This is a genomic window from Paenibacillus sp. P13VS, assembly GCF_015143645.1.
In the GTDB taxonomy this organism is placed as follows: domain Bacteria; phylum Bacillota; class Bacilli; order Paenibacillales; family Paenibacillaceae; genus Paenibacillus; species Paenibacillus xylanilyticus_A.
Genome location: NZ_WYEV01000004.1, coordinates 368,001 through 384,798 on the forward strand (window position 1 = coordinate 368,001; position 16,798 = coordinate 384,798).

The window sequence follows — 16,798 nt, forward strand, 5'->3', positions numbered from 1 at the left end:
AGCGACGTTTTTTGATATAGTTCTATTATTTTAACACCGACCTAACATCAGCGCAATTTAAACTTTTTAATACCTCTGATAAGAAATGTTTTGCAGTACAGCTTTAGTGTGATGACGTTTAAATTCATCTCTTTTTCGAATAATTATACACATTTTAAGACAGAGTACAACTGATTTTATCTGCTGACAAAAGAAAAACATTCCATATGCAGCCTGTGTTTCTGCTTAATATCAACAAAATTCCATTCTGTTTCCGAGCAAAATGCAGCCCGAACATGCATTTGTATACAAAAAGAGCCTGTGGCCCATTTTGGGGTCACAAGCTCTTTGCACTTTTTGACTACTATGTTGCATAATTTTGATACTGGTTAACAAACTTTATTTTTCCATCCAAGCCATTACTCCGCATTACTTCAGACTTATGCTGTCACAACTTGACCCGATTCGGCCGCATCAGTCATTTCAGCTTCTTTTCTCGGGCGACGGCCACTCCAGAGGAAGTATGCCAGCGTCAACAGAATGGATACCCCAGCATAGATGGCCAGGATTCCAGCTTGATGCCACATCACATCGAAGTTTCCACTGGATACGACTGCTTTGAAGCCCATAATGCTATGCGTCATCGGTAACCATGGGCTAAATGCCTGGAGCCAGGACGGAATCAGTTCTACCGGGAAGGTTCCTGCACTTGCCGCAAGCTGGAATACCAGCAGCAGAATGACCACGTAGCGTCCAGGCAGATCAAGCCAGGTAACAAGCGCCTGAACAATCAACATGAACGTCAGCCCCGTAATAATTGTAAACAGATAGAACAGTCCTACACTGTGCGTTTCCAGACCAAGACCATACAGCATAAAGCTCGCAACGATAACCGATTGGAAAATGCTCATGGAGCCAAATACGAGTGTACGGCTTACAAAACGGCTCCAGCCGGATGCACCCGGTACGGATGTATCACGCATTTTCAAAATAATGGTCGAAATAAGGGATCCGACAAACAGTCCAATGGACAGGAAGAATGGCGTCAATCCTGTACCGTAATTGGACACGGATTCTGCTTCATTCTCAGCCGAGTTAATCGGTTCAGCAAACATGTTGACCACATCATCAGTCTTTTTCACTTCAGACGTTTTCTGAGCGGCATCATTCAGCTTGGTTGCCAGTTCACTTGAGCCGTCTTTAAGCTCAGTCAAACCATTAGCCAATTCGCCTGCACCATCACCAAGCTGTTTGGAACCGTCTGTCAGCGAACTCACACCACCGCTCAGCTTGCCTACGCCGGTTTGCAAGGCACTTGTGCCTGTGCCAAGTTGTTTGGCCCCGTTTACCAGCTGAGTGCCTCCGCTTGCAGCTTCACCCAACTTGCCGCTAAACTGCTTCAGGCCTTCGGAGAGCTTCGCTCCGCCTTCGCTAAGCTGATTGGCTCCAGCCAGCAGCTGCTGCTGTCCATCAACCAGCTGGTCGGCTCCAGCCAGCAGCTGCTGTTGTCCGCCGTGAAGCTCTGTCGCACCTGCTGCAAGCTGCTGGTTGCCCTCGTGAAGCTGATTGGCTCCTTGCGCCAGCTTCTGCTCGCTCTCGTGCAGCTGCGCGCTGCCTTCTGCCACAGCCTCACTGGCTGCCAGCAGCTTCTGAACATCCTCACTGGCAGCCAGCTCCGGATTAGATGCAGCCAGCTGTTTCAAACCGTCCGCCACACCTTGGGCACCGTCCGCAACTTTACTGCTTCCATCAACGGCAGACTGTAAGCCTGACGCCAGTGTTCCACTACCCTGTACGGCGCTTTGCAATCCTTCAGAGAGTTTCGCACTGCCTTGTTCGGATGATTGCAGCCCTGCCTGCAGTTTGCCTGTACCATCAAGTGATGATTGAAGACCTGCCTGCAGCTTGTCACTGCCATCCTTTAACTGGTCTGCTCCGCTTTGAAGCTGATCCGAGGCTGCAGTCTGCAGCTGCTGAAGACCGGATACCAAACTGGTTGTTCCGCTTTCCAGCTGGGTTGCCCCGGTATGCAAAGCGTCAACGCCATCGCTCAATGGAGATAGTCCATCCTGAAGCTCCAGTGTTCCGGATGCCAGTTTGGCCAAATTGTCTTTCAGCTTGACCGCACCATCATCCAGTTTGCCTGCCCCCGTATTCAGTTCGCCCGCACCATCGCCGGCTTCCGCCAGTCCGTCAGATACTTCGGAGAACTTGTCGAGCAGCGTTTCAGCATAAGCCTCTGTCACCTTCGCAGATACTTTCGCCTTAAGATCCTTGATTGCCGTCTTGCCGATCTGTGCACCTACGAAGCTGTAATTACCGTTCGGTTCGTAGATCAGTTCAGCCGGCTGCGGTTGATCATCCAGCAGCGTGGTGGCCTGGGAAGAGAAATTTTCAGGAATCGTAATTTGCATATAATACTTGTCGTTCTGCATACCCTCTTTGGCTTGAGCTGCATTAACGAATTCCCATTCAAAATCTTTATTTTTCTTCAGCTCATCCACCAGATCGTCGCCCACCTGCAAGGATTTGCCTTCAAGCTCTGCTCCCTTGTCGAGGTTGACGACAGCAACCGGCATTTGGTCAACATGGCCATACGGGTCCCAATAGGCAGCCAGATAAATGCCGCTATACAGGATCGGAATAAACATTACAGCAATGACGGGGATCAACACCTTCGGGTTTCTCACGGCCGATCCCACATCCTTGAAAAACACGGATAAAGATTTCATGTCATTTTCTCCCCTAACTCTCTGCTTCATGAGCAGGAACTAACTTAATGTAAACGTGTGAATAAATTCAGCAATTTGCTGAAATACGAAATGACCACTTTCCTCAAACGGTCAATTCAGGACAAAAAACAAACCTGCCTCTCGGCAAGCTCACTGCCTTCATGCAAAAGATACTCCATATTCTCCCTATATTATAGTAGAGAAATTTGGAAGCTACATGACGGCAGCAATTCCTTCCATTAAGAAAAGACGAAAGTAATTTTTGATTTCCTCTTTGCTGAGCGGTTCGTGCTGTTTATTCCAATCCGAGGTGAGCGCAATATACAGACGGATCATCATAAAGGCCACGACTTGCGGATCACAATCCCGAATCTCACCGCTGTCTCTGGCTTTCTCCAGTTCCTTGGACAAGAAATCGGAAATGACCTTCTCCACCTTGTCCAGACCCTCCTTGGCCTGAAGTGTTCCAAAATCCTTTAGTTCCTGGGATAGCTTCACCAATAAATCATGATCACGTCGGAATTCCAGCAATGAATCCAGCACACGAAACAGGTTATCAAAAAAGGCACTTTCCTGACGCACTTCACGATGGGCAATATTTTTCATTTCCTGGATCACTTCCACCAGAATCTGATCAAAAAGCTGCTCCTTGTTCGTGAAAAAAGTATAAATTGTCCCTTTGCCTACATTCGCTATCTTGGCTACCTGATCCATCGTGGTAGCTTTGTATCCAAACATGGCGAACGACTGAGCTGCTGCATGAATGACCTGCTGCCTCCGGTCAATCGGAGCCATCATATCCCCTCCTTCACTGATCTTCTCTTATAAAATGACCAAAAATACAATTTGGTCACTTGGTCAAAACTTACATTATCACCTTCGACAACAGATTGCAACCCTAACATTTCAAATTTGTGTTAATTTATTTTAACCGAAATGCAGTGGAAAGTGATTCATTCGTCGTCTATAGTGTATGATGGTTCCAATAATACGGATTAAACGAAGATGGACTGTCTCAGAACATCAACTTTCGTGTAAATATTTATGGAATGAACATGATTTTCCGTTTCGCTGTATATTCATGTATTGAAGGGTACGGCAGAACGGTGAATTGATCAAATTTAAACTTATGAATAAAGGTGAACTCATGCGAAAACCAAGAGTGCTCTTATTATCCGAAGGTTTCGGCACCGGTCACACCCAAGCCGCACATGCACTGGCAAGCGGCATCAAAAAGGTCAGTCCACACGTCCATAGCCGCGTTATCGAACTTGGCAAATTCCTGAATCCGACGGTGGCTCCGCTTATCTTTTCCGCCTATCGAAAAACATTATCCGTCCAGCCCAAACTGGTCAGCTTGCTGTATCGGACACAATATAATAAATCGTTGAACGGATTTACCAAACTCGCCTTGCATCGGATTTTCTATACTCAGACGGCGCAGGTCGTATCCCAGTTGAAGCCGGATGCAGTAATCTGCACTCATCCATTTCCGAATGCGGTCATTTCAAGACTGAAACGGCAAGGGCTGAACATCCCACTGTATACGGTTATTACGGATTACGATGTGCACGGTACTTGGATCAATCCTGAAGTGAACCAGTATCTGGTCTCTACCCCACAGGTTAAGGCATTACTTGAGATTCGGGGAGTCGACCCCTCTCGAATTCAGGTTACGGGAATTCCCGTGCATCCTGATTTTTGGGAAGCAGGTGACAAAGTACGGCTGCGTCAGGAAATGGGGCTTCAGGATATGCCTACCGCACTGCTTATGGGCGGTGGATGGGGGCTTTCCTTTGATGAAGAACATATGAAACTATTAACCTCCTGGGCCGATCGGGTGCAGCTTGTTTTTTGCCTTGGAAGCAACGAGAAGATGATCTCCAAGATGAAAGAGATGGCTTGCTTCCAGCATCCAAACATCCGCATTCTCGGTTACACAAGGGAAGTCAGCAAGCTGATGGACGTATCGGACGTCCTTATTACGAAACCGGGCGGCATGACTTGCACAGAGGCTCTGGCCAAAGGGCTGCCGATGTTGTTTATTCCACCGCTTCCAGGCCAGGAAGAAGAGAATTGCGAGTATTTTGTACAAGCCGGATACGGCCAGGTGATACATTCAGCAGACGTCATTACCACAAGGTTCAAAGAGCTGTGTGACCAGACAAAAGCACCGAATGAAGCTGAAAGCCAGCTGAAAGTTGTACGCAAACCGTGGAACAGACCATCCTATGATCCAACGTCTTGTGCACAGGCTGTGCACGAATTATTGTGTCCGGCTGCAGCCGGCTTCCCCTCCACGCCCAAGGAACGCTTCAAGGCCGGAATTCCTGCCACGACGCTGTCAGGTACCAGAATTCCATTCTAAGGCCTCTAAGGGCCCTTGGAGCTCTTCTAAGAGGGTGTTGAATGTTGATAGACATGTCTTATGATTATCATCAACTCATTTGAAACGAAATGCATACAGAAAAGGTTCCCTTCTCATTTTGGAAGGGAACCTTCTTCAATTTCCTTTAGAATAAACGTATGTTTTACCAGAAAAAAGGGTAATTTAAAGGAAAGAGATCCATGTAAATACCGAAATAAAACTCTGTTTCAGGTGTTATCTAAGGTTCGTGTAATGTGAATACATTAACTACCCTGCCTGTTTGCAGAATTTTCAGATCAATTACTTGTAAAAAGTATGATGACCGATCGTTTTCACTTTTTTCTTCGAATGGGCAACCGTCAGATCATCGGCAAGCGTTAATGACAAGAAATAATACGTATCATCAGCGACTTCCTTCCGTCCATTCAGTGCAGCATTCACTGCCTTCACGCTGTCCTCATTGGGAACTACACGCTTCAGACGTCCGTTGGCTACCGGGCTGAATTGAGACTTCTGATAGATTACCTTATAAATAGTATCGGGAAAATTGGCTGACCGCAGCCGGTTTAAGACAACATTGGCAACTGCCACTTTGCCTTCGTACGGTTCACCTTCCGCCTCTGCCATGACAATTTTTTGCAGCAGAAGCAGCTCTTTATCGGACACACTGTATGACCAGGTTGCAAGTTTTGAGTCCTCCTGGTTCAAAAGCTCAGTCCGCGTAAAGTAAAGTTTTTGGGGGGGAGTTGTTACAGCAGCAGCCGCTTTGGCCTTCTCTATTTTGGCCAATTTCAGGGCAGCTTCTTTTTTGGCTTTGGCCGCAGCAGCAGCTCTGGCCTTATGCTTGGCCTTGGCTTCCTTCAATTCCTGTTCTTCCTGAGCAGCCGTAAGCCAGTCCTTGGCTGGCAATGAAGCCGTCCAGTTTGCTGTATGAATCGATGAATCAGCAGACAGACTTGTCCCGTCTGACATCATTCGCCTGTCCCCAGCAGAAGAAGATGATGCGCTATTTTGCACAGAAGCCGCCAGATCGGTCATCTGTTTACTATCACTTGCCTCGTTCCATTTCCCAGTTGCCTGGACTACATTAACCCCCACTATACATACAAGCAGCACAGATAACATCGGTGCTACCCAACGATTCTTGCTTATAATATCCATTCGTAAGATTCCTCCTGTCGAACAATTCCCTTAACTAAGTAACCCAAAAAAAAGAATTTGAATAACGATGGCTAATATTACATAGGGATAAACGTAATGTCAATGTGATTTTATGTCATAAAAACGAGTTTTAGGAAAATGAAAACGTATCCACAACCTCATACATCGGCGATTGTCCAAGCCTGGTCACATAAAGTACAAAGTCCTCCACAATCCATGATTTAGCACCCAAGGAATGTTCCGGAAGCACCCCATAAATCCCTTTATCTTCATTTCCTGGAGCTAAACCCAGAAATTTGCGTGCAATTGTAATGTGCGGAGAGTAAGGTCTCAGCTCTGCTTCATATCCAAGTGTCGATGTGGCCTCCAGAATCCGCTTGTGAAGAAGATTCAACGTCTCCAGCTCGCCGTCCACACCCCTCCACAACACCTTCGGAGCATCTTTCAGACCAAAAGTTCCCCACCCGGAAGTTTGCAGTTCAAACGGCTGAATCCCTGTACTCGCCATGCGCAGCGCTTTCCGCAGATGCCCAATATCACTCACCAGTGTATCTCCCAGAAATTGCAGCGTGATATGGTAATCCCGATGGTCTGTCCATTTGCGAAAATCAAGTCCGTTCTTCACCATTTCTGCATCGAGTTGAAGGGATTCCTGAATAGGTGCCGGAAGACGTATTGCCGTAAATAATCTTTCCCGCCGTGATGGTAGATCCGTATATGAATAGTTATTCATCATCGTATACACCTCTCTAAAGTTCGTTCTATTATTTCATAATCATATGTCCTGTTTCAAGTTGGGTAATTATAGATTGACACAAATGTCAGCACTTGCACATGAGGCTGCACTCCTGCCTTTCTGCAGCATTTTCTCAAATCTGCTACACTTATCTCACAACTCAATTGAATTCAGGAGGTTACACACTATGGGTAAAATTGTATGTTTTCCATCTTTATCTGCGGAGCAGCAGCAGCGCATTTTAGACGCCGCACCCGGCTATACGCTGACCGTCAGCAAAGCCAAGGAGATTGACCCTGCCGAGTTAACAGAAGCCGAAATCATTGTTGGCTGGTCTCCACTCGTCACCGAACACGCCCTGAAGAAGGACAGCCTCCTGAAATGGGTACAGGTCTGGTCCGCAGGTGTGGATAACCTACCCTTCTCGGATTTGGAGCAAAAAAATATTCAGGTGACCAGTGCCAATGGCGTACATGCCATCCCGATCACTGAAATTATTGTAGGCATGATGTTATCGCACAGCCGCTGGCTGAGACAAGCCATGCTTCATCAACAGCAAGCCGAGTGGAAAAATCCCGGCAAACCACTGCCAGAGCTGCACGGCAAAACGGCTGTCATTGTTGGTGTAGGAGAGATCGGCACCGAAGCTGCCCGTATTCTCAAGGCGTTTGGCATGAATGTCATCGGGGTTCGCCGGTCCGGCAAAGACGTTCCTAATGTCGATCATATGTACGATATGTCCGGACTTCATGAAGCTGTCGGCAAAGGTGATTATGTCATCAACATCTTGCCCCTCACAGACGAAACCCATCATCTGTATGATCAAACCGCATTCGAACATTTCAAGACAGGCTCCTGCTTCGTCAATGTAGGACGAGGTCCAAGTGTAGACACTGAAGCACTGATTCGTGCACTGGATAGCGGTCAGGTCGCCTATGCTGCATTGGATGTTTTTGAAGAAGAACCCCTTCCTGCGAAGCATCCATTATGGCAAAAGGATAATGTGTTAATTACCCCCCATATCGCGGGAAGTACGGAGCAATATACGGATCGGGCACTTGATATTTTTGTAGAAAATTTGGAAGCTTACCTGGCGGGCAAAACACTGCCGCTCAACCTGGTCGACTATAGTCATAAATACTAATTCGTCCTCCATTTTCCATGCGTAATTGTACAAATACCTTATCATTATTTCTAAAAATGGATATAAAAAACCTCCACACCCGGAAATCATTTCTTCCGAGTTGGAGGTTTTCTTCTACTATATAACTATGTGCATAACCAAACGTGACGTATAAACGTTCCTTTCCGCACAGCGCAATACTGATTCACTTCCCACCCCGCTGCAAGCAAATGCTCTTCCACCCATTCCGTGGAGACAACTACAGCCCGTTTCGCCAGCCTGCGCAGACTTGTGAGCATGACGCGCTGGTCTTCATCCGGAAGGACGGAACACAGATTATAGGGCATATCCAAAATCGCTGCGTCGTAAGATCCCTCTAATTCATTCATGTCACCCAGCGTAAGGCAAGCCGGATCATAACCAAAGTGCGGCAGATTGATGCGTGCTCCCTGAATGGCCAGCGGATTCAGGTCGTTCCCTCTTGCCTCGATCCCCATGGAGAGTGCTTCGATGACTACCGTACCCATGCCGCAGCATGGATCAAGCAGCCGCTGGTTCAGGATGTTTGGTACGGCTATGTTAACGAGAGATCTGGCCAGTGCAACTCCGAATCCTGTGGAGTAATTTTGCGGCTTCTGCTGATGACTGTGCCACGATCGATCCGCTTCTGTCCACTGACCCAGGATCCATTTTCTACCTGTTTGTATTAGTCCAAAGGTCACTTTCGGGTGCTTCATCTGCGCCTTGCCCTTGATGCACATTCCCACTTCTCTTTCCAGCTGGCGGGAATGTTCATAATCAGGCATCTGGTCTCCTTCTTTCAGACAGACCACTTTGAACGTTTCTTCCGAAAGCAATTCGATCTTCGCTGCAGCCGGAAGCAAATCATTCACGCTATCCGCTTCCGATATCACGTCCAGCCTTCCATGAATAAACGGACTTCTGCCTGGTGGAATGCATATACTGGACCGCATATATGAGCGTAAATTCGAATTCATTTCCAGTGTGGAACCAACCAGTGTATGGAGCTCAAGCGAGCATAATTCACGCTCATTCTCATGACAGGCAAACGTATAGATGTACTCTTGGTTGATTGAACTTCTTGTGATGTCGGTCGAATTGATTTCAGTCAACATTGCAGCCGTCCTTCATGTTTCTTCTATTATAAGAAGAAGGTTTATATTTTTAATTTTTCGATGGAAGCAAGCAGGTCATCCGACAGTTCCTTCAGTGTTTGAATGCTGCCGCTGATCGTTTCCATGGAGCTTACCTGTTCTTCAGCCGAAGCCGAAACTTCCTCTACGCTTGCCGCAGATTGCTCCGATACTGCCGAGATCTGTTGGCTAAAATCATTCATGCGTCCACTTGCATCCTGCATGCCTTCCAACCCGGCTGTCATCGTGCCAATCACGTGAACCATTTCCTCCACAGATTCATTAATATTCCGGAATAGATTCCCCGACGTTCGTACATGTTCCTGCCCCAGTTCAGTCTCCCGGACACCTGTACGCAATTCAGCCACAACTCCCTGGGAATCCTGCTGGATATCTTCCGTAATCACTGTAATTTCCTCCACTGAAGTCTGCACCGCTTCCGATAACTTCCGTACCTCGGATGCCACCACGGCGAACCCACGACCACTCTCTCCAGCACGGGCCGCCTCAATGGAAGCATTCAATGCCAGCAGGTTGGTCTGCCTGGCGATGTCACGAATCACTTGGACCAGCTTGGAAATATCCTCGTTTTTACGGTTTAGCTGCTCCATCCGCTCCATCGAAGCCGAGACAGCCCCGGAAATTTGCTGCATTTGCTGCACGGATTGCTCCATGGCCTTGCGTCCATTCAATCCCTGCTCCAGCACACGTTCTGACATCGCACTAAGCTTGCTCCCTTGATTGGCATGCTGCTGAATGTGCTCGTTCAATCCCTCAACCGCACGTGCTGATTCAACTGCCGTTACGGCCTGACTCTCTGCAGCCTTAGCTGACTCTTCCATCGTAATGGCAATCTGCTGACTTCCAATTTTGACTTCTTCCGAAGAGATGGCCAGCTCGTTGCTCTGACGATTCACCGCTTCGGCAACACGTCTGACATTCAACACCATGGAAGTCAGATTTCCTTTCATCGTGTTTACCGCTTTAGCCAAGAGCCCTACTTCATCTTCGTGCTTGGTATGTATATCCTGCACATTCAGTTGGCCTTCTGCAATCAGCTTCACTGCACTAATAACCCGGAGCAGCGGTTTCACGACCTGCGAACGGATAATCGGAATCGCGATCGCCGTGATCGCAATCATGATCAGCACCCCTACAATAATGATCATTCGACCATTCTGCACCGACCTGATGGTTTGCGCTGCCGAGAGATCCGACTGATTCTGATTGTACTCGACCAGATAGTCCAGATCGACCTGCATGGCATCGAAGGATTCAGCCCCTTTTTCCGAAACTTCCTTCGCCAGCTGGGATTGTCCTTGATCACTCAAATTGATCGCTTGGGTATTCAGCTTAAGGTAAGCTGCCCACTTCGTCTTGAATGCGTCCCAGTGCTCCCGTTCGTCTGTCGCCTTATCCTGCTGATCATATATTTTGATCGCCTGTGTCGTTTCACGAATATAGTTGGTGCGCTCTTCAGCGAGTTCAGCCTTGTCTCCATCCTGAGCATCAAAGTGCCGGTAACTCAATGACAAAATATGTTCGGTGGTATAGTTCAACCTATTGATTTGCTGAATCGAAGGCATCCAGTTCCCCGTTATCTCATTGGTGTTGGCTTCCATAGAGTTTAACCGGATAACAATGGTGACACTAAGGAGAATTAAACAGAGGATTAACAAATAGAACGCGATGCTGATACGCAGACCGATACTCCTGATCTTGAATCTGCTGAACATGTGATTTCCCCCTTATACCGGATTCGGCCTACCTCCGAATTTTCGGTTCTTTGGTCTTGGTTTTACCCTTCTTTTGGCATCTTGCAAAACACTCTTTTATCATATATCTATGGGTAAACTGACGTAAAGTATTATAACATTATTTTGTTTAAGACATGCTTCGTTTTGTAAAAACTTGTGCCTCGTAAACACGTTGATTTCATAGGAATACATGCGAAAGCATCAGCGAGATAAAATGGAAAAGAGCTGCAGCATGCGGAGAATACCGATCTGCAACCCTTCAACATGTTAAATTGTGAGGATTATCCTATGAAAACAGGAAGAGCACCGCTTACTTCACCATGGTTTTACCAAACTCGGCAAGTAACCGATAAGACGCAAGTCTTCGCTCGTAATCAGGTCCGGCTGTAACTACCAGAAATTGCTTCGTCCCCAGACGTTTGCTTACCTGCCCGAATTGTTCCCAGATCTGCGGCGCTGTTCCTGCAAAATGTTTGCGCGCTTCGTCCTCACCCTCGCCCTTCTCAATGTTGATCTGACCACCAGTCCCCGTACTAGAGTTAGATTCCTTCTCTGGAGCGTTCAGGGCTGGCACATCTTGTCCACTCTGCCTTCGCCGATCTGCTATTTCGCAGCTCCAGTCCCGAGCTTCCTCCTCTGTCTCTGCACACATTGCACTGACCGCAGCCATCACTTGGGGTTTACTCATTGTTTTACTGGGAATAAACCCATCCCGATACCTCTTTACCGCTTCCGTACCATCGGCGTCACTCATAAACTGCCCAAACACATACCCCATGCCAAACCGTGCAGCAAACTCGGCACTCTTGACGTTGGTACCCAGCATCCACAGGGATACGGGAAGTTCAGGGATTGGACGTGCCGTTACCCGATGCTCCTCATAGCTGTACCGATCCTCGAGCAATTCAGTGAGTGCCGCGAGTGATTCAGCCAATTTGGACACATGCTGCAAATAATTGCCACTTAGCGCCATGGTGGCATGCGGCCCACCTCCTGGCGCGCGTCCCAGTCCCAGCTCAATTCTCCCTGGGTACAGTGCAGCCAGCAGCCGAAATGACTCGGCCACCTTCAGCGGACTGTAATGAGGCAGCAGCACCGCACCCGATCCCAGCTGAATGGTTGCTGTCCTCGCACCAATATGCGAGAGCAAAACTTCAGGCGATGCGGATGCAAGTTCCTCCATATCATGATGCTCGGACGTCCAGTACCGGGTATATCCCCAAGCTTCGGCATGTTGAGCCAAGGATACAGACTGCTGCAATGCCTCTTCCGCTGCAGCTCCATTCAACCTTGGCACAAGGTCGAGCACGCCCAGACTGAACGGCTCACTTGAGCCTGTGCCGATGTTTGTATACAAGCTCCTCACTCCTTATTTTTAGTCCAGATCGTAGATGGAGCCTACCTTCAGACCGTACAATTCATTGTATATTTTCTCGGCAAACGCATCCGTCATACCTGCAATATAATCAATCACCATGTGTTCCCATGTCCAGATCGGATGAGCCTTCGCCTGATCCTTCTCATAGCGCTGCAGCCAGTCGGATGGAATGATGGATTTGGACGTTTCCGGGTCCAGGAACGCATCCCACAGGCGCTTGATCATCCATTCACTGCGTTTTTGCAGACGCTGTACGCGCAGATCACGAATCATGGTCACCCAGGCAAAGCTCTTGAGCACACTCACCGTGCGCAGCATATCAAGATCCTCTGCACCTTCGCGGACAAACGTGACCTTCTTCCAATCCCCGTCGTCAATTACGCCCAGGCTGCCCACAAAGAGGCTGACCCAGTATGCCTTGACTTCGCGGCGGGTACGGGAGTAATCATGCTCGCAGAACGGCATCTTCTCATTCCAGACACGCAGGAATGAAGCAAGCACTTCTTCTACCTTTTGCCCAATCGCCTCTCTCGTCCATCCATTCCAGAACAGATCCTCGAGTGTAGTAATTTTATCCACAATCAGGCGATGAATGTGCGGATCCTGGAGGAAATGCTCATGCACTTCGATTTTGCCTGCCTTAATGCCATCCTCCAGATCATGTGCGGAGTACGCAATATCGTCACAGAGGTCCATGAGCTGTGCTTCAAGCGTCTTTTTGCCAGTCGGCATGTTCCAGCGATTACGTATCTCGTGGATATATTGCCACTCATGATGATACATCCCCTTCTTGCTCTCCGTACCCGGGTAAGGATATTTGTTGATTCCAAGCAGCACTGCATCGGACAGATTCAGTCCATCGATGTCCTCCCGCTTCTCCAGAAACATGATGAGACGGAAGTTATGTGCGTTGCCTTCAAAATGCTCATATTTCCGCTTCAGCTCTGCACGAACCTCGGGCTCCTGTTGGGGTGACTTCGCACTGCGGTTCTTCTTCATGATCTTCTTGACCTCGGTGTTGATCAGGTCATCCAATATGCCGTCCAGTACTTCTTCCCCTTTATGTCCAAACGGCGGATGTCCGAAATCATGTGCAATTGCGGCACATTCCACCACTTCCGAATCAATAATAAGCCCCGGGCTGTCCGCCTGACTCCAGTCCACTTGCGGGTATCGACGAAGCAGGCTTCTTGCCGCCTCTCGCGCGATCTGTGCAACCTCAAGGGAGTGGGTTAACCGGGTGCGATAATAGTCGCCTGTTCCGGCACCAAACACCTGGGATTTGCCCTGCAACCGGCGGAAGGTCGGTGAATGAATCAGTCTTGAATAGTCCCGTTCATACGCTGCACGAGCTCCATCCAGTTTGGTAAGTTCGGGATATTGTCTATGTTCTCTCAAATCGTTCCATTGCATGTGATCACTCCTAGCCGACTGTCTCTATTTTGAGTGATTATACACAACATCCGTCGTTTCGAAAAGCAAAACCTGTCTGTGATTGTCATCTCTTCTCACATCAACTTGTGATGTACAGTCTTCTTCTTTTATTATACCCCGACAGACTATCATCCGTGCACCTAAATGAATAATGATATACATCGAAATACATCAAAATATAAAACATTCAGAGTATTGTAGAGATCATTCCGATAACTCAAAAAGATAGGATGAAAATTACTGATGAGCATCGGTGGCCGTTCCGGTTACGGATCGTTCTTCCGATCGCTGTTGTCTCCAGGTTTTCTGAATTTCCCTTGGCAAGGGAAAAACCCGGAGACAAACGCGACCGCTCCGCTTCTTCAGAATCGATTCCGTCCCCTCCACTACTTCGCTGCTTAACGCTATGGATTTCATTAAAAAGTAGTATATTTTTAGAATCTAAATCAGTAGGAAGTCGCAAAAGACAAACTCAATCTCAATTCAAGTGCGCCCCCTTTCATGATCTCTGTCTCCTATTTGTTTCCTTGGAGGGGGAGAAAATAAAAAACCGACAGGGACGGAATCTCCCTGTCGGGTGCAGATGGTCAGCGTCTCGCTTGCTGACCTATTATTTATGGAGTGCTGATCGCGTGAAGCTGCGCGCCGAGTGCAATGCTCAGCTGGGTGATGCGATTACACCATCACTTTACAGATATCGTTTGTGAACTCTACTGGATCTTGGATTGGCAAGCCCTCAATCAGCAATGCCTGGTGGTACAGAAGACTAGTGTACAGGCTCAGTTTTTCCTTATCCTGTGCGTAAGCATCTTTCAGGGATTTGAAGACATCGTGGTTAACGTTGATCTCCAGCACCTTATCTGCCTGTACATTCTCACTGTTCGGCATGGCTTTCAGGATTTTCTCCATCTCGATGGTCAGTTCACCTTCGGTGGACAAACATACCGGATGGCTTCTGAGGCGTTTGGAAGCTTTGACGGCTTTTACTTTACCTGCGAGCTGAGCTTGCATCGCTTCAAACAACTCTTTGTTATCGTTGTCTTCTGCTTCGTTTTTCTCTTTGTCCTCGCTGTCTTCGATACCCAAGTCACCGCTGGAGATGGATTTGAACTCTTTCTCCTTGTAGTTCATGATCATTTTGATCGCGAATTCATCGATGTCCTCCGTGAAGTACAGCACTTCATATCCTTTATCCAGTACACCCTCGATCTGAGGCAGCTTCTCAATCCGTTCAATGGACTCACCGGATGCGTAGTAGATATACTTCTGATCTTCAGGCATTCTGGAAACGTACTCGTCCAGGCTGACCAGCTTCTTCTCTTTGGAAGAAGAGAACAGCAGCAGATCCTGCAGCGTATCCTTGTTTACGCCATAGTCGCTGTATACGCCATATTTCAACTGACGCCCAAACGCTTGATAGAATTTCTCGTAGCTCTCGCGATCGTCCTTCAGCAGGCTTTGCAGTTGGCTCTTGATTTTGTTTTTGATATTTTTCGCGATCAGGCTCAGCTGACGGTCATGCTGCAGCATTTCACGGGAAATGTTCAGGGACAGGTCTTCCGAATCGACCATACCTTTGACGAATCCGAAGTAATCCGGCAGCAGATCGCCGCATTTGTCCATGATCAGGACACCGTTGGAGTACAATTCCAGGCCTTTTTCGTACTCTTTGGTATAGTAATCAAACGGCGTGCTCTCCGGAATAAACAGAATGGCATTGTATACCACAGCGCCGTCCGCGCTGATATGCAAGTGTTTGAGCGGTTTGTCAAAACCGTACCGTTTTTCCATATAGAAGTTGTTGTAATCTTCTTCGGTCAGCTCGCTTTTGTTTTTGCGCCAGATCGGCACCATGCTGTTCACGGTTTGCTCTTCCTTGTACTCCTCGAACTCGTTCTCCGTACCTTCCTTCGGACGCTGACTTGTCACATCCATCTTGATCGGGTAACGAATGAAGTCGGAATATTTCTTGATGATGGATCTCAGGCGATACTCTTCCAAAAACTCATCGTAGGAATCCTCTTCGGTATTCTGTTTAATCGTCAGGACGATTTCCGTACCTACGGAATCTTTCTCAGCTGGAGTAATTGTGTATCCATCCGCACCTTCAGACTCCCACTTCCAAGCTTCGTTGCTGCCCAGCGTTTTACTCGTTACGGTCAGCTTGTCCGCCACCATGAACGCAGAGTAGAAACCAACCCCGAACTGTCCGATGATGTTATGGCCGTCTTTGGCCTCGTTTTCCTTTTTGAATGCCAGCGAGCCGCTCTTCGCGATAACCCCGAGATTGTTCTCCAGCTCTTCCTGACTCATCCCGATTCCGGTATCAGTCAACGTGAGCGTACGGTTCTCTTTGTCGATGGTCAGCTTGATGTAGTAATCCTCTTTGTTGAAGACAAGCGTATCGTCGGTCAGGGCTTTGTAATATATTTTGTCAATGGCGTCACTGGAGTTGGAGATCAATTCTCTCAAGAAGATTTCTCTTTGGGTATAGATGGAGTTGATCATCATATCCAGCAAACGTTTGGATTCTGCCTGGAACTGTTTCTTGGCCATGAATGGGTGTTCTCCTTTCAATTTGGGATATAGAATGATTGATTTGCAGTTATAGAACAAACCATTTACCTTTACACGAAGCCACTTCGCTAACCAGAACCATTTTCCGATCGCTGTTATCCCCAGATTTTTTTGATTCCAATAGTATAAATGGAAAATCCGGTGATAAAGGCGAACACTTCGCTTCTCCAAATTGGTTCTGAACGCTTCGTTCCCGTGTAGTCTCCAAGTTCGTTCTATGAAACAAAATTAATCATTCCATATGTAGTCGCTGTAGTATAAAGCATCATTTGTTAGCACTCGGATGACCGGAGTGCTAAACCCTTTCTTTTATATAACATATGGCAAAATTGGGTGTCAATACGCCGGGCGTTATTTTAACAAAATGGGTGCTTAACACGTCGTTTATACACGCATATT

Annotated in this window: 12 protein-coding genes; 3 read left to right on the forward strand and 9 right to left on the reverse strand. The window is 47.6% G+C overall.

The genetic code is table 11. The features are described from left to right. Positions 1 to 419 precede the first annotated feature (419 nt). Together GUA98_RS11475 and GUA98_RS11480 are read right to left on the reverse strand one after the other, a co-directional pair. Complete coding sequence (locus GUA98_RS11475) at positions 420 to 2,711, reverse strand: YhgE/Pip domain-containing protein (RefSeq protein ID WP_193723083.1); 2,292 nt, start codon at positions 2,709 to 2,711, stop codon at positions 420 to 422. A gap of 213 nt (positions 2,712 to 2,924) precedes the next feature. Beyond that, the gene (locus tag GUA98_RS11480) at positions 2,925 to 3,506 is read right to left on the reverse strand and encodes a TetR/AcrR family transcriptional regulator (RefSeq protein WP_095288977.1); all 582 of its coding nucleotides are present in this window, start codon (positions 3,504 to 3,506) and stop codon (positions 2,925 to 2,927) included. 352 nt (positions 3,507 to 3,858) lie between these two features. On the opposite strand from GUA98_RS11480, the gene GUA98_RS11485 reads away from it, so the two are divergent. Then, positions 3,859 to 5,079, forward strand: coding sequence for an MGDG synthase family glycosyltransferase (locus tag GUA98_RS11485; protein WP_193723084.1), 1,221 nt, complete (start codon positions 3,859 to 3,861; stop codon positions 5,077 to 5,079). A 300-nt stretch (positions 5,080 to 5,379) separates the two neighbouring features. On the opposite strand, the gene GUA98_RS11490 is transcribed toward GUA98_RS11485, so the two are convergent. Continuing rightward, positions 5,380 to 6,240 carry a cell wall hydrolase gene (locus GUA98_RS11490; protein ID WP_193723085.1) on the reverse strand — a complete coding sequence of 287 codons (861 nt, stop codon included), beginning with the start codon at positions 6,238 to 6,240 and terminating at the stop codon, positions 5,380 to 5,382. 130 nt (positions 6,241 to 6,370) lie between these two features. Beyond that, a complete protein-coding gene (thpR, locus tag GUA98_RS11495) occupies positions 6,371 to 6,973 on the reverse strand; it encodes an RNA 2',3'-cyclic phosphodiesterase (protein WP_193723086.1) in 603 nt (200 codons plus the stop codon). Positions 6,974 to 7,163: 190 nt separating this feature from the next. Between thpR and GUA98_RS11500 the strand changes: the two genes are divergently transcribed. Beyond that, complete coding sequence (locus GUA98_RS11500) at positions 7,164 to 8,120, forward strand: D-2-hydroxyacid dehydrogenase (protein ID WP_193723087.1); 957 nt, start codon at positions 7,164 to 7,166, stop codon at positions 8,118 to 8,120. A gap of 125 nt (positions 8,121 to 8,245) precedes the next feature. On the opposite strand, the gene GUA98_RS11505 is transcribed toward GUA98_RS11500, so the two are convergent. The 4 genes from GUA98_RS11505 to GUA98_RS11520 form a co-directional block, all read right to left on the reverse strand. Next, the gene (locus GUA98_RS11505) at positions 8,246 to 9,223 is read right to left on the reverse strand and encodes a TRM11 family SAM-dependent methyltransferase (RefSeq protein ID WP_415753023.1); all 978 of its coding nucleotides are present in this window, start codon (positions 9,221 to 9,223) and stop codon (positions 8,246 to 8,248) included. Between the two features lie 53 nt (positions 9,224 to 9,276). Beyond that, positions 9,277 to 10,989, reverse strand: coding sequence for a methyl-accepting chemotaxis protein (locus tag GUA98_RS11510; protein ID WP_193723089.1), 1,713 nt, complete (start codon positions 10,987 to 10,989; stop codon positions 9,277 to 9,279). 331 nt (positions 10,990 to 11,320) lie between these two features. Next, the gene (locus GUA98_RS11515; RefSeq protein WP_227779585.1) at positions 11,321 to 12,367 is read right to left on the reverse strand and encodes an MsnO8 family LLM class oxidoreductase; all 1,047 of its coding nucleotides are present in this window, start codon (positions 12,365 to 12,367) and stop codon (positions 11,321 to 11,323) included. An 18-nt stretch (positions 12,368 to 12,385) separates the two neighbouring features. Further along, positions 12,386 to 13,801 (reverse strand): deoxyguanosinetriphosphate triphosphohydrolase family protein, encoded by a 1,416-nt coding sequence (locus GUA98_RS11520; RefSeq protein WP_193723090.1) that lies wholly within the window; start codon positions 13,799 to 13,801, stop codon positions 12,386 to 12,388. Positions 13,802 to 14,065: 264 nt separating this feature from the next. Between GUA98_RS11520 and GUA98_RS11525 the strand changes: the two genes are divergently transcribed. After that, positions 14,066 to 14,224 carry a hypothetical protein gene (locus GUA98_RS11525; RefSeq protein WP_193723091.1) on the forward strand — a complete coding sequence of 53 codons (159 nt, stop codon included), beginning with the start codon at positions 14,066 to 14,068 and terminating at the stop codon, positions 14,222 to 14,224. A 273-nt stretch (positions 14,225 to 14,497) separates the two neighbouring features. Here GUA98_RS11525 and htpG read toward each other — a convergent pair whose 3' ends face one another. Further along, positions 14,498 to 16,378, reverse strand: a complete 1,881-nt coding sequence (htpG, locus tag GUA98_RS11530; protein WP_193723092.1) for a molecular chaperone HtpG — start codon at positions 16,376 to 16,378, stop codon at positions 14,498 to 14,500. Positions 16,379 to 16,798: the final 420 nt, after the last annotated feature.